The sequence below is a fragment of the Chitinimonas sp. genome (genome assembly GCF_041904975.1).
In the GTDB taxonomy this organism is placed as follows: domain Bacteria; phylum Pseudomonadota; class Gammaproteobacteria; order Burkholderiales; family Chitinimonadaceae; genus Chitinimonas.
The window spans coordinates 1-13,539 of record NZ_JAYRLZ010000107.1; the positions used below are offsets into that span (position 1 = coordinate 1).

At 63.2% G+C, this 13,539-nt stretch carries 16 protein-coding genes; 6 read left to right on the forward strand and 10 right to left on the reverse strand.

Annotated elements, in window-relative coordinates; translation table 11 throughout:
* The coding region (locus ACE3OH_RS11610) for a hypothetical protein (RefSeq protein WP_374352448.1) at positions 1 to 714 on the reverse strand (714 nt) is incomplete at its 3' end.
* Positions 715 to 1,171: 457 nt separating this feature from the next.
* On the opposite strand from ACE3OH_RS11610, the gene ACE3OH_RS11615 reads away from it, so the two are divergent.
* The 5 genes from ACE3OH_RS11615 to arsC all read left to right on the forward strand — a co-directional run bounded on the left by ACE3OH_RS11615 (position 1,172) and on the right by arsC (position 4,219).
* A complete protein-coding gene (locus ACE3OH_RS11615; RefSeq protein ID WP_374352451.1) occupies positions 1,172 to 1,939 on the forward strand; it encodes an iron-containing redox enzyme family protein in 768 nt (255 codons plus the stop codon).
* A 313-nt stretch (positions 1,940 to 2,252) separates the two neighbouring features.
* Positions 2,253 to 2,591, forward strand: a complete 339-nt coding sequence (locus ACE3OH_RS11620; protein ID WP_374352454.1) for a BON domain-containing protein — start codon at positions 2,253 to 2,255, stop codon at positions 2,589 to 2,591.
* Positions 2,592 to 2,690: 99 nt separating this feature from the next.
* Positions 2,691 to 3,032: an ArsR/SmtB family transcription factor gene (locus tag ACE3OH_RS11625; protein WP_374352457.1), complete on the forward strand. Its 342-nt coding sequence runs from the start codon at positions 2,691 to 2,693 to the stop codon at positions 3,030 to 3,032.
* 52 nt (positions 3,033 to 3,084) lie between these two features.
* A complete protein-coding gene (locus ACE3OH_RS11630) occupies positions 3,085 to 3,765 on the forward strand; it encodes an aquaporin (RefSeq protein ID WP_374352462.1) in 681 nt (226 codons plus the stop codon).
* 16 nt (positions 3,766 to 3,781) lie between these two features.
* The gene (gene arsC, locus ACE3OH_RS11635; protein WP_374352464.1) at positions 3,782 to 4,219 is read left to right on the forward strand and encodes an arsenate reductase (glutaredoxin); all 438 of its coding nucleotides are present in this window, start codon (positions 3,782 to 3,784) and stop codon (positions 4,217 to 4,219) included.
* Positions 4,220 to 4,345: 126 nt separating this feature from the next.
* Here arsC and ACE3OH_RS11640 read toward each other — a convergent pair whose 3' ends face one another.
* The 9 genes from ACE3OH_RS11640 to ACE3OH_RS11680 form a co-directional block, all read right to left on the reverse strand.
* Positions 4,346 to 6,007 (reverse strand): ABC-F family ATP-binding cassette domain-containing protein, encoded by a 1,662-nt coding sequence (locus ACE3OH_RS11640; RefSeq protein WP_374352467.1) that lies wholly within the window; start codon positions 6,005 to 6,007, stop codon positions 4,346 to 4,348.
* 318 nt (positions 6,008 to 6,325) lie between these two features.
* Positions 6,326 to 6,757 carry a nuclear transport factor 2 family protein gene (locus ACE3OH_RS11645; RefSeq protein ID WP_374352470.1) on the reverse strand — a complete coding sequence of 144 codons (432 nt, stop codon included), beginning with the start codon at positions 6,755 to 6,757 and terminating at the stop codon, positions 6,326 to 6,328.
* A complete protein-coding gene (locus tag ACE3OH_RS11650) occupies positions 6,754 to 7,542 on the reverse strand; it encodes an SDR family NAD(P)-dependent oxidoreductase (RefSeq protein ID WP_374352473.1) in 789 nt (262 codons plus the stop codon). Before ACE3OH_RS11650 ends, ACE3OH_RS11645 begins: the two co-directional genes overlap by 4 nt.
* On the reverse strand, positions 7,539 to 8,066 hold the full coding sequence (locus ACE3OH_RS11655) for a DUF3833 domain-containing protein (protein ID WP_374352476.1): 528 nt from the start codon (positions 8,064 to 8,066) through the stop codon (positions 7,539 to 7,541). Before ACE3OH_RS11655 ends, ACE3OH_RS11650 begins: the two co-directional genes overlap by 4 nt.
* Complete coding sequence (locus ACE3OH_RS11660; protein WP_374352479.1) at positions 8,063 to 9,289, reverse strand: MFS transporter; 1,227 nt, start codon at positions 9,287 to 9,289, stop codon at positions 8,063 to 8,065. Before ACE3OH_RS11660 ends, ACE3OH_RS11655 begins: the two co-directional genes overlap by 4 nt.
* A complete protein-coding gene (locus ACE3OH_RS11665; protein ID WP_374352482.1) occupies positions 9,286 to 9,846 on the reverse strand; it encodes a chalcone isomerase family protein in 561 nt (186 codons plus the stop codon). The genes ACE3OH_RS11660 and ACE3OH_RS11665 overlap by 4 nt, the downstream gene beginning before the upstream one ends.
* Positions 9,812 to 11,023, reverse strand: a complete 1,212-nt coding sequence (locus ACE3OH_RS11670) for a class I SAM-dependent methyltransferase (RefSeq protein ID WP_374352485.1) — start codon at positions 11,021 to 11,023, stop codon at positions 9,812 to 9,814. Before ACE3OH_RS11670 ends, ACE3OH_RS11665 begins: the two co-directional genes overlap by 35 nt.
* Positions 11,020 to 11,802, reverse strand: coding sequence for a DUF1365 domain-containing protein (locus ACE3OH_RS11675; RefSeq protein ID WP_374352488.1), 783 nt, complete (start codon positions 11,800 to 11,802; stop codon positions 11,020 to 11,022). The genes ACE3OH_RS11670 and ACE3OH_RS11675 overlap by 4 nt, the downstream gene beginning before the upstream one ends.
* Positions 11,802 to 13,106: an NAD(P)/FAD-dependent oxidoreductase gene (locus tag ACE3OH_RS11680; protein WP_374352491.1), complete on the reverse strand. Its 1,305-nt coding sequence runs from the start codon at positions 13,104 to 13,106 to the stop codon at positions 11,802 to 11,804. Before ACE3OH_RS11680 ends, ACE3OH_RS11675 begins: the two co-directional genes overlap by 1 nt.
* Positions 13,107 to 13,213: 107 nt before the next feature.
* On the opposite strand from ACE3OH_RS11680, the gene ACE3OH_RS11685 reads away from it, so the two are divergent.
* The coding region (locus tag ACE3OH_RS11685; RefSeq protein WP_374352494.1) for a TetR/AcrR family transcriptional regulator at positions 13,214 to 13,539 on the forward strand (326 nt) is incomplete at its 3' end.

A 13,539-nucleotide genomic window follows, 5' to 3' on the forward strand; every position in this document is an offset into this window, starting at 1 on the left:
ACGCCGATCACAGAGCGCCAGCAGCAGATCGTGCAGATCGTCCGGCTCCGGCGTGCGCCAATGTGCCAGCAGCAGGGTGAGCAGCGGATCGTCCAGGGTGCCGGGCGACATTTTCGGGCGCGGCCAGCCCTGCCAGTCCGCCATCAGGCAGAGCAGAAAATACTGACTCTGCGCCGAACCATGTAGATTGCTCCCGAAACCAGCCTCAAGCGCCCAGCAGGCGCTACGGCTCAGATCGATTGCCTGCTCGATCCAGCCCAGGTACAGCAACTCGCCGATATAGCCCGAGAAAAATTTAACGATAAGGCAGGTGGTGGTAGAAGGCCCGAACGGAATATTCCCGGCCCGCTGATATTTCCGGAACCAGGCGAATTCGATGCGCCAGTACCAATACATCCATACCATGTACTGGCGGAAATGCGGTAGCCAATCGCCCTGATCCAGCGCCACATACATTAACTGAGCACCATAGGCCCCTCCCCCCATATTCCCCATATCCAGATACGCTTTAGGTGCGCCATATGGCTCAATAAGACCAGCCAGGTTATAGGGAAAGCCTGGACCTTCTTTAGCGTATCTGCACAGCAGAGGGTAAGACAGCAGCAGATCAACCATACTGAGGTTCTTTTCGGCCTTTTTCTTGTAGGCCGAAAAGCGCGGAAAGCGTTTGCCCAGGCCGGGCCGTTCGATGTGTTGCAGGGCAGGGTCGCGCATGGGTGGGTAAACCAGAATCGACAATGGCGGCGATGCTAGCCGGCTTCGCGCAAGCCAACAAGGCCAAGATTGGTTGCCTTGCAAATGCCTGCATGATGGTTAGCGTCGCGCACCGGACATGGCACGCTATCGCCGCCCATGCTGGCAAAGGCCAGTGCTTTGCAGCTGCAAGCCGCGCTGGTGCGGTGCCAATGACCGCCCATCGCAACACGCCCGGTGCTGCATTGACTGTCGGCTCGCCGCAAATCAAGAATATCAGCAAGCGCTAATGCATTGGGCGACCGGGTGCGGCGATTCTTGGCCTGCAGGCTGGTCGCCTGCCTGTTGAGCGATAGCGCGATCAATGCGGTTCTGGTTTGCCGCTGTAAGGCAAGCAGGCCGCAGCAGCGTGCATCAAACGTGCTTCAGAGCGGGGTGTGCAATGTTCGATAACGATCAATCAGCACCGGAGGATCAAATGACTACCGAAACCTATACCGGCTATCGCCATATATCCGAGCAAGTCTTGCTGGAACTGGCCAGTCGCCATGCCTGGATTGTCGAGCCGATTGCCCGCGCCAGCCAGTATGTACGCAATATGCCGTTTTTCGAATTCATCGAAGGCATGCAATCGCCCATGCAGTTCAAGCCAGTGGCCGTGGAGCTGTATCACCATTCCGCCACTTTCCCGAAAGTGATGGGGCTGATGCTGGGCCTCACCCCGATGTCGGAAAACCATATGATGCCGTTTTATGCCGAACACGCGTTTGGCGAAGGCCCGCATCACCGCATGCTGTACGACTGGATGATCCGTCACCAGATCATCAGCGGGCCGGAAGAATTAGGCCGGGTGATCCCGTCGGTGGAAACCAATGCCTGCGTGAACCTGGCCTACCAGATGGCGATGGAGCAGGACCGCGATAAATGGCTGGTGGCGCTCAATTGCGGTATCGAGCGCTGCTCGAATGATTTCTTCAAGGTGGTGGCGCCGAAAATGCATGCACTGGGGGCTGGGCACGCGTATTTCGATGTGCATGTGGAGGCCGACGAGCATCACAGCATCATGGGGCTCGATTACATTCACCCGGACCTCGATAGCCGGCGCCAGCGGGTGCTGGTCGCCAAGGCGATGGAGGGCATCACCCTGTGGGCGGCCATGCTGCATGCCTGGATAGGCATGACCGCGGTGCCGGTGTTCGATCTGGAAGGGCGGCCGATCAAGCGCACCACCCTGGTTTGTCACTAGCGAAGCCCTGAACGAATCCACTCTCGCGCAACAGCGCGGTTCCCCGCAGTGGCGGGGAAGGCGGGGGCGCAGTAGATCCACGAGGAATCAACAAGCTACCCACTCCCGGCCAAGCCCCGGGATTCCCCGGGTCTGCTACTCAAGTCGAACACGCGATTCGTTCAGCGCTTCCCGAGCAACGGACCATGGGCAAGCGCGATGCAGGCGGCCGGGCCCGGTCGCCTGCAAGATCGGCGTAATGCACCATGGCTACACTGCCGCCGCTGCCATGCAGCCCGCGTGGCATGTACCCATTCCCCCGACTAGGTGAACCATGAACCGATTTGCACGCTCCCTGTGGCTGGCGCTGGGCCTTGGCCTGGCCTCGCTGGCCGTTTCCGCTGCCGATGCGCAGCCGGCTGTATCCGACGAAGAACTCAACCGCCAGGTCGAAGCCGCCCTTGCGGCAGACCCGGTGCTGTCCAAGCAGAAAATCAAGGTCAGCACCAAGAAGGCCGAAGTGAGCCTTACCGGCGTGGTGAAAGAGCAGGACATGATGGTCGCCGCCGGCCATCTGGTGGAAAAGATTCCCGGCGTGAAATATGTGCTGAACGAAATCGACAACGAGGACTATCTGCGCGAGCAGGCGGCCAAGCAGGTGGCTGGCAAATAGGCGGCGCGGCAGCCGGCCATGGGTCGGCTGCCATCGTGGCGGTTTTCCTGCCTTACTGTATCGGTATAATTTCAATTATTTTTGAAATGAATGGTTGATATGGATAAACTCGCTGCCCTGCGCAGCTTCGAAGCGCTTGCCTCGGAAGCCCGGCTCGATGTCTACCTGATGCTGGTTGCGGCCGGTCGCGCGGGCCTGGTGGCCGGCGAGCTGGCATCAGGGCTGGATATGGCGCCGTCGAATCTGTCGTTTCATCTGAAGAATCTGAGCCAGGCTGACCTGGTGCTGGTGGAGCAGGAAGGGCGCTTTTTGCGCTACCGCGCCAATTTGCCGCGTATGGCGCAGATTGCCGGTTTTTTGGCGGATCACTGCTGTGGTGGCCAGCCGGAGCAGTGCGCCGAGTTGTCGGGCGAGCCGGGCAGCGGCGGCTGCTGCCAGTAAGCCGGGCTGCTTGGTCGCGTTTATTGCCCGCTGCCGTGCGGGGGAGATTGATATGGATTTACCGCGTCGTCTATTTGCCGAATGGCTGGGGACGGCCTTCCTGCTGGCCGTGGTGGTTGGCTCCGGCATCATGGCCGAGCGCCTGTCGGGCGGGAATGTCGGCCTGGCGCTGTTGGCCAATGCACTGGCCACCGGTGGCGGCCTGATCGCCTTGATACTCACTTTTGGTGCTATCTCCGGCGCCCATTTCAATCCGGCGGTTACCCTGGTAGCGGCGCTGGGCAAGACGCTGGCGTGGCGCGTTGCCGGCCTGTATGTGCTGGCACAGGTGCTGGGTGCCTTCTGCGGGGTAATGGCGGCCCATGGCATGTTCGGCGAGCCTTGGCTGTTTGCTGCGCAGCATGTCCGCAGCGGCCCGGCGCAGTGGTGGAGCGAATGGGTGGCCACCTTCGGCCTGGTGGCGGTGATTCTCGGTTGTTCGCGGCAACGGCAAGATGCCGTGCCCTTTGCCGTGGCGGCCTATATCGTCGCTGCCTACTGGTTTACCGCATCGACCTCGTTCGCCAACCCTGCGGTGACGCTGGCCCGCGCTGCCACCGATACCTTTGCCGGCATTCGCCCGGCTGATGTGCCCGGTTTCATCCTCGCCCAGCTGGCTGGGGCGGGCAGTGCTGCCATGGTGTTTGCCTGGCTGCTGCCCGAGCCGGCCCCCGCCAACCCACATTCCCGCTGAAGCCCCTGGAGTTGCCATGCAGCACGCCGTCACCATCTATCACAATCCGGATTGCGGTACCTCGCGCAATACCCTGGCCCTGATCCGCAATGCCGGTATCGAGCCGCAGATCATCCACTATCTGCAAACTCCGCCGGATCGCGGCACCTTGCTTGCCTTGATTGCTGCCATGGGTGGCGGTGCGCGGCCGCTGCTGCGGCAAAAGGGCACGCCCTATGAGGAGCTGGGCCTGGCGCGCGAAACATTGAGTGACGATGAACTGGTCGATGCCATGCTGGCGCACCCGGTGCTGATCAACCGGCCCATTGTGGTTAGCGCGCTGGGTACCCGCCTGTGCCGGCCATCGGAGCTGGTGCTGGATATCCTGCCCGCTCCGCAACTCGCACCGTTTTCCAAGGAGGATGGCGAGGTGGTGATCGATGCCACGCTCAAGCGGGTTGATGCGGTGCGCTGATCCTTGCCGCAGGTGTAGCGAGCGGCAAATGGCGCATCACTGCGCCAGCCGTATCTGCTGACATAGGCGCGGAGCTGTTCCCGCCCTCTGCCATCTATGCTGCCGGGCTCTGGTCGCCGGGCTGGCTCAGCCCTTGGCGGCTTCGCGCCGCCGCTTGGCTTCTTCCAGCAGATACACCTGGTAGTCATCCAGATCGCCGTCGAAGTCCTTCACGCCGCCGCGTGACACCATCCAGAATTCGTCGCACACCGAGCGCAACAGGGCGCGGTCGTGGCTGACCAGCATCACCGAGCCTTCGAATTCATTGAGCGCCACGCTGAGCGCCTCGCGGGTGGCGAGGTCGAGGTGGTTGGTCGGTTCATCAAGCAGCAGCAGGTTGGGGCGCTGCCACACGATCATGCACAGCACCAGGCGCGCCTTCTCGCCGCCGCTCATGCTGCCTACCGCCTGCTTGACCATATCGCCGCTGAAATTGAAGGTGCCGAGGAAGTTGCGCAGGCCCTGTTCGCGGCAGTCGTTATAGCTGGGGCGCATCGCCACCGGAGTGTCGCGCACCAGGCGAATCATATGCTCGAGCGGGTTATCTTCCGGCCGCAATACATCGAGTTCCTGCTGCGAGAAGTAGCCGATATTGAGGCCCTTGCCCTGGATGATCTCGCCGGCGAGCGGCGTCAGGGCGCCGGCAATGGTCTTTACTAGGGTGGATTTACCCTGGCCATTGGCGCCGAGAATGCCGATGCGCTGGCCGGCCAGCACCGAGCGGTTGACGTTGTGGACGATGGTGATCGGCTCGGCATCGGGCGCCGCATCGTCTGCCGGCGGGTAGCCCATGGCAGCACCCGATAGGGTGAGCATCGGGTTGGGCAGGCTGGCCGGTTCCTTGAATTCGAACTGGAATTCGGCATCGGCCAGCACTGGCGCGATCTTTTCCATCCGCTCCAGCGCCTTCACCCGGCTCTGTGCCTGCTTGGCCTTGCTGGCCTTGGCCTTGAAGCGGTCGATGAATTTTTGCAGATGGGCGATCTTGTCAGCTTGCCGCGCCTGGGCGGCCTGTTGCAGCGCCATCTGCTCGGCGCGCATATCTTCAAACTTGCTGTAGTTGCCGCCGTAGCGCACCAAGCGGCCATTATCGATATGCAGGGTGACATTGGTCACCGCATCGAGAAATTCGCGGTCATGGCTGATCACCACCATGGTGCCGGCGTATTGCTTGAGCCAGGCTTCCAGCCACACCAGGGCGTCGAGGTCGAGGTGATTGGTCGGCTCATCGAGCAGCAGCAAGTCCGATGGGCACATCAGCGCCCGCGCCAGCTGCAGGCGCATGCGCCAGCCGCCCGAAAAACTGTTCACCGGCTGGTTCAGTTCCGTCACGGTGAAACCAAGGCCAAGAATCAGCGCCTGGGCGCGGGCCGGCGCGTCGTGGGCGCCGGCATCATTCAGCGCCATATAGGCATGGGCCATGCGCATGCCATCGTCCGAGGCTTCGGCCGCATCGACTTCGGCCTGGGCGGCCAGCAAGGTGGTATCGCCCTCCACCACGAACTGGGTGGCAGTCTGCTCGGTTTCCGGCATGTCCTGCGCTACCTGCGCCATGCGCCACTGCGCCGGAATCGAGAATTCGCCGCCATCTTCATGCAGCAAGCCATTGAGCATGGCAAACAGCGAGGATTTACCGGCGCCATTGCGGCCAACCAGGCCCACCTTTTCGCCGGGCGTGAGGGTAACCGAGGCATCGCCGAGCAATACCTTGCTGCCGCGGCGCAAGACCACGTTCTTGAGAATAATCATGTGAATGCCAGGCGGGTGAGGGTGAGGCGGCGATGCGGCTGTGCCGGAAACAAGGCAGCGGTGCAGATCGGGCGGCGCAGATAGTATCACGGCAGCGGCGCAGCCTTGGTTTGCCGCTATGCCATTTCGGCCGGCCGGTTCAATCGCGGCCGGCGCGCTGTTCAATGCCCCATTGGCGGTTCCGCGAGGGCTATTGATGGGGCCGGATGGCGCTTGCAGCGGGTGGGAGCAGCTTTAGCGCGAACATCGGTCGATTGGCGGCTAAAGCTGATCCTGCGGTCAACTCAGCGCCTGTCGGCAACACGCGCAACGGTCGGATCAAGCGTGCGCCACAAAGCGCCGACGCAGCCAACGTACTGGCGCGCCGATCAGCGGCAGCTTTTGCCACAGCTCCTCGGCTGGGTCCCAGTAGTCGCGGTGCTCGGTGCATCGCCCGTCCGGGGCGAAGCGGAAGTGGCTGCTGCCCAGTACCTGATAGTTTTTGCCATTGAGGCCGAAGTGGAACACCCAGGTGGCAAAGCCCTGCTGCGCGTCGTGCAGCTGCTCGATGATGACAAAGCGTGGCTCAGCCACGGTGGCGAACATATGGCTGAATATTTGCCGGATCGCGGCATGGCCGCTTACATTATTGAACGGGTCCTTGAAGCGTGCCTGTTCGCTGTAATGCTCGGGCAGCGCAGCCAGGTTGTCGGGGGTCAGCTGGCTGTACCAGTGCAGCAGGGCGATGAATTTGGGGTTGGCGGGGTTCATGACAGGTGCAGGGTCCGTTCCAGCAGGGCAAAGCGCCAGCGATGCGGCAGCAGGCTGATCCAGCGCAGGCTGCGGGTAAAGCGCTTGGGAAAGTCGATCTCGAAGCGGCCTTGCGCTAGGCCTCGCACAATGGCGCTGGCGGCTTGTTCCGGTGTTTGCAGGGCCGGCATGGTGAACTGGTTCTGTGCGGTCAGCGGCGTTTCGACAAAGCCGGGGTTGATCAGATAGACGCCCAGACCGCGCGGATGCAGATCGGCATACAGCACCTCGGCCAGATTGATCAGCGCCGCCTTGCTCGGGCCGTAGACGGTGGCATTGGGCAGGCCCATATAGCCCGCCACACTGGCGATCAGGGCAAAGCCGCCGCTGCCGCGCGCCAGCATGGCGGGCAGTGCGTGCTCCAGCGCGCGGTAAGCGCTGATCAGGTTCAGGTCCATGGTGCGCGCAGCGCTGGCGCTGCTGACTTCCCAGGCGCGCTGCGGCCGGTAGTCGGCAGCGCAGAACACCAGCAGGTCGATGCCGCCCCAGCTGTGCTGCAGGCTGGCGTGACAGCGGGCCCAGTCGGCATCGCAGGTGGCATCCATCGGCAGCGCCTGCGCCTCGGGCAGGCTGCCGGCCAGCGCTTGCAGGCGCTCGGCATGGCGGGCCGACACGGCAACCCGCGCGCCTTGCGCTGCCAGTGCCTTTGCCAGCGCGGCGCCAATGCCGGTGGAGGCGCCGACCAGCCATACCCGCTTGCCAGCCCAGTCGACCAGGCGCGGGTTCAGTGCAGGCAGCAGGTTCATGATGGGTCCTTGCGGAAAAACAGCGTGACTTGCCCGAGTTCCACCCCGAATTTGCTCATGCTGGCGCGGTTGACCATGGTGTGGGCATCGATCAGATACATCCAGTCGTCGAAATTGACCAGGTATTCGCTGCCGTCTACCGGCAGGCGCAGGGTGTAGCGCCAGTTCAGGGCATTGCCGGCCAGCTCGCCGCGTGCCTCGCCCACCACATCGGCAGCGCTGCCGCGCCAGCTGCCGTCGCTGTGCCGCTGCAAGGTCCAGGTACGCTGCTGGCGGCTGCCGTCGCTGTAGCGGAATGCCTCGTCCAGGGTCAGCTGATCGCCCTTTATCGTGCCGGTGAGTTCAACGGTAAAGCGTTTGACCACCTCGCCGCTGCGGCTCTGGAACATGCCCCAGGCCTGGGTGCGGCCTTGGAAGAATTGCAGCGGGTCGAGCGTCGGTTGCGCCTGCTGGTACTGATTGATCGATTGGCCGGCACAGCCTGCCAGCAAAATGGCAAGGCATAACAGCAACAGGCGTTTCATGACGGCACTCCGGTGGCAAGCAAGGTAGAGGGGGCGCTCTGGCGTCCGAGCAGGGCGGCTGCGATCAGCTTGAGCAGGCAGGGCAGGCCGGCATAGGCCAGTGCCAGTGCGCCAGCCCCGCCGGCAGAGCCCGGTTGATAGCCGGCCAGTGCCAGCGCCGGCAGCGCCAGGCTGGCGAGGGCGAGCGCCAGTTTGTTGATAAGCGCCCACAAGCCGTACCAGCGTGCCGGCGGTTGATTGGCTGGCAGCAGCTGGGCCAGCAGTACCGGTGGCAGGGCCAGATCGGCGCCAAGGGCGGCACCACTGGCAAGGCAGATGGCCAGAAACGGGTACATATCACCGGGGCCGAGCTGGCTGGCGCCGACAAAGGCCAGGGCGCTCAGCAGCATGCCCAGACGCCAGGTACGGTGGCAGCCAAGGCGCTGCGCCAGCCAGGTCCATAGCGGCAGCAGGGCGGCAGCTGCGAGAAAATAGCTGCAAAGCAGCCAGCCGGCGGCATGGGCCAGCGCCAGGCGGTCGGCAATGAAGAACATCGCCAGGGTGGCCGCCAGGGCAGAGCCCAGGCAACTCAGCGCAAAGGCGGCAAGCAGGCGGCGCAGGCCGGCATGTTGCCAGGCGAGAGACCAGCGCACCGGCTCGCTGCATGCCGACCAATGCGCAGGCGGTGCATGGCGTAGCAGGCACCACAGGCCCAGCAACAGCGCTGTAGTCAGTGCGGCATTGAGCGCCGATTGCGGCAGCGCCTGCTGGATGCTGATGGCGGCAAGCAACACCCCGATCAGGCCAGCCCCTTCGCGCCAGGCCGCCGCATGGCTTAGTTGCCGTTGGCCACCGCCCAGTCGCCCGCCCCAGCTGAGATAGCTGATATTGATCAGGCTGTGGCTGGCATGGATCAGCAGCAGGGTAAGGCATAGCCACGGCGCCAGGGCGACATCGGCTGGCGGAGACCACAGCAGGGCAAAGCCGGCGGCGAGGGTGAGCGCAGCCAGCAGCAGGGCCAGGCTCAAGCGCTGCGTTTGGCGCAAGTAGTCGACCAGTGCACCGAGGAGCGGGTCTTGCGCCGCATCGATCAGGCGGGTGAAAAACAGGATGAGACCGACATTGCCCAGCGCCACACCGAGCTGGCTGCCATAAATGCTGGGCGCCAGCACATGGATGGACATGGCAACAAACGCCAGCGGCAGGCCCAAGAGGCCGTAGGCGGGCAGGGCAAGCCGGCTCATGGTGCGCGGCCCAGTAATTGAGCGCGCAGGCGGCTGTCGCGTGCTTTCGGCCCCAGCCAGATGGCAAAGAAGGCCTCGGCCAGCTGCGGGTCGCTCAGCTCGGCGGTGAGGCGCTCTCCGTGATAAAAGCGCGCGCCACGGCCGGGCAGGTAGACGCCGATCAATTGCTCGCCGGCGGCCACATCGACAAAGGCGCGGTTCAGCTCCGCCTGCCACTGCGCCAGGGTGGCCTCAGGCCGGCGCTCGCCATCCATACGGCGGATTTCCGCCAGGCTGGTGTCGACAAAGCGCTCGCGGCTGATCGCGTAGTCGTAGCGAAGTTGCAAGGCAAACGGCGTGGACAGGGGCCACTGCCCGGACTCGGCCAGGGGTAGGGCGCCACGCCATAGCTGGGCGGTATACAGACGCAAACCGAGCCAGCGGAAGGCGCCTTCGCCGGCCAGGGCTGCGCCGGGCAGATCGTCGCGCCAGCCCGCCTGCGCCGGCAGGCACAGCAGGGCGGCCAGCAGGATGGCGCCGGCTCTAGCGAGCGCGCTGCAGTGTGAACTGGACGACATCGGTCCGCCCCTCGTCAAATCCGGCTTCACAGTAGGCGTAGTAGAGACGCCAGGTACGGATGAACGCTTCGTCAAAGCCTTGCTGGCGCACGCTATCGAGCTGCAGCTCGAAGTCGGCGCGCCAGCGCCGCAAGGTTTCGGCATAGTCGCGGCCGAAGGCGTATTGATCGAGCGTATGTAGATCGCGCGCCTGGGCGCCGGCGACAAAGCGTTCCTTGCTGGGCAGCATGCCGCCCGGAAAGATGTATTCGCGAATGAAGTCGCTGCTGGCGCGATAGGCAGCAAAGCGCTGCTCATCAATGGTGATCGACTGCACCAGCGCCTTGCCGCCCGGTGTGAGCCGCTGCTGCAGCATCTTGAAATAGCCGGGCCAGTATTGCTCACCCACTGCTTCGAACATTTCGATGGATACGATGGCGTCGAATTCACCGGCGACATCGCGGTAGTCCTGCAGGCGCAGCTGGACTAGCGCGGTAAGACCCGCTTGCTCGATACGCGCCTGGGCGAACTGCAGCTGCGCTGGCGACAGGGTGATGCCCTCCACCGCAATGCCGAGCCGGCCGGCATATTCGGCAAAGCCGCCCCAGCCGCAACCGACTTCCAGCACACGCATGCCGGCGCGCAGTCCCAATTGATCGATGATGCGCTGGTACTTGGCCTGCTGCGCCTGCTCCAGTGATTGCTGGTGGTTGCCGGCAAACACGGCGCTGGAATAGGTCCAGCTCGGGTCCAGCCACAGGCGGTAGAAGTCGTTGCCGAGGTCGTAATGGGCCGGAATATTGCGCCGGCTGCCGGCGCGCGAGTTGCGGCGCAGGCGGTGCTGCAGCGCATACCATAGCCGCGCCAGCCAGCTACCGGTCACCGTTTGCGGCATGGCCGACTCGTTGCGCAAAGCCAGAGTGAGCAAGGCGGTGAGATCGGGGCTATCCAGCCAGCCTCGCGACAAGCTTTCGGCAAAACCGATATCGCCAGCCAGCAGGATGCGCCGACAGGCTTGCCAGTCGTGAATCTGCAAGGTGGCAGTCGGCCCATGGTGCGCATCGCCGAACAGCAGGCTTTCGCCTTGCGGCGTGATCAGGGTCAGATGGCCGCTACGGATATTCCCCAGCACTTTCAGGAAAATATTGGCAATGGCAGGAAGCGCGGGCCGGCTGGCGTAGGTGTGGCTGGATGTCATGGGATGACTCCTGTTTGCTGGCCCAGCGTCAGGCTGTGCGAGGGCGGGGCAGGTTTGCGGAAAAACGGCAAGCGGGCGCGCCATAAACGCAGCGCCTGCAGATGGATGCGTGCCACCACGGCCAGCGTCATCAGCGGGAAGCGCAGCAGGGTGCGGCGCAGATTGGCCGGGCTGAAGTCCTGGCGATGGCCGCCAATGGCGGTACGCAGCAGCAGGCCATCGCCATCGTGGTAGTCGATGCCCATAAAGGCACTGCTGTCGGTTTCACGCAGGCGGAACTGGTAGTGGCCGGCCACCGGGCAAAACGGCGAGACATGGAACATCTTGCGGCAGTGCATAAGCTGCCCGGCGACAATCGCGCCGCCATCGGGTGCGGTGAGCAAATAGCGGTGGTGCTCGCCAAAGGTGTTGCTCACTTCGGCCAGTACCGCGATCAACTGGCCGTTTGCGCCATGGCAGTACCAGAAGCTGACCGGATTGAAGGCATAGCCGAACAGGCGCGGAAAGGTCTGCAGCCAGATATCGCCATCACAGGCGATGCCTTGGCGATTGAGCAATTCACGCATCCAGCCATCCAGACTGCTGCCATCGCGCGGGCCGTAGTCGCGGGTGCGCAGGCTTAAGGGTCGCCAGCAGTTCACTCCGAACCAGGCCTGGTTCAGGCGATCGAGCGCAGCAAGGCGCAAGCGGATACAGAACACCGGGTAGACAAAGCGATTGCGCAAGGGGCGCAGCCGCTCGTGCATCACCTGGCCGATGATCAGCTGTGCATCATCCATCACAGCCTCGCCCAGTCTGGCAGGCAGTCGCAATCGGCGGCGACGCGTAGCGCCGATTTGAGGCCATCTTCATGAAAGCCGTAGCCGGTCCAGGCGCCGGCAAACCAGCTGCGGTGCTGGCCCTGGATGCTGGGCAGGCGCTGCTGTGCATCGATGGCAGCCTGATCGAAAACCGGGTGCTGGTAATGAAAGCGCGCCAGCTCATGGCGTGGGTCGGGCTGTTGCACCGGGTTGAGGGTGACCACCACCGGGGTCTCGAACGGCAAGGGCTGCAGCTGGTTGAGCAGATAGCTGACACACACCGCCGCATCGTGCTGCAGGCCGGCAGCCAGATAGTTCCAGGCCGACCACACCTTGCAATTGCGCGGCAGCAGGCCGGGGTCGGTATGCAGGATCGCCAGATTGGGCTGGTAGCGCACACTGCCCAGAATGGCGCGCTCATCCGTACTGGCATCGCGCAGCATGGCCAGCGTGTCGGGTGCATGGGTGGCAAGGACGACGGCATCGAAGCGTTCCTCACTGCCGCCATGGCGCACCGTTACGCCATGCGCATCGCGCTCCACCGACTGCACCGGCGTATTGCGGCGCACGCTATGGATGGCCGGCAGCATCCGCTCCACATACAGGCGGGCACCGCCCAGCACGGTTTTCCATTGCGGGCGGTCATTCACCTGCAATAGCGAATGATTGAGGCAAAAGCGCAGGAAGGTGGCGGCCGGAAATTGCAGGATATCGGCGGGCGAACTGGACCAGATGGCGGCAGCCATCGGCAGCAGATACCAGTCGCGGAATGCCTGGCCGTAGCGCTCCTGATCCAGCAGGGTGCCGAGCGTATGGCCGCCGGCCAGTGCCGCTTGCAAATAGGCCGGCGCTGCTTTGTTGAAGCGCAGGATGTCGCGCAGCATGCCGAGAAAGCGCGGCGACAGCAGATTACGGCGCTGGGCAAACACGGTGCCCAGATCGGTCCCTGCCCACTCGACGCGCCCCTGGTCTACCGACACGCCGAACGACATATCGCTGGCATGCACCGGCACCTTGAGTTCATCGAACAGGGCGATCAGGTTCGGATAGGTCTGATTGTTGAACACCAGAAAGCCGGTATCCACCGGATAGGTTTGCCCTTCCAGCGTGATGTCGACGGTATTGGTATGGCCGCCCACATAGTCATTGGCTTCGAACAGACTGAGCTGATAGCGCCGCGACAGCAGCCAGGCGCTGGCGATACCGGATATGCCGCCACCAATGACCGCGATGCGTGCGCCCGGTGCAAGCGGTTTGGGGGTGGGCGCTGCAATGTGGCTCATGGTCGGTATTGATGCTTCCAGGGATTTGTTGGGCGAAATGCCGGCAAAACTGCTAGCATCGCTACTGCTTCGGAAGCAAATCTACTACACAGTAAAAGAAATTACCAATGAGTATTTTTTCAAAACTCAGTTTCAAGGACCAGGCCTTCAAGCTGCGTGAAGATGCGATCCTCGATGCGGCCACCCGCATCCTCGCCAGCAAGGGCTTTGATCTGATGACCATGGACGATGTGGCCGCCGATGTCGGTCTGTCCAAGCCCAGTCTCTATAAGCACTTCAAGTCCAAGGATGAACTGGTGGGCGAGGCGATGATTCGTCTGATCGACGGCGCCCAGGAGTTTCTCGATGGTCTGCCGACCGAAAACGGCCCGCTGGCGCGCCTGTGTGCATTGCTGGAATGGGCGTTGCGGGTGCGGCTGAGCGGCGGCCTGCC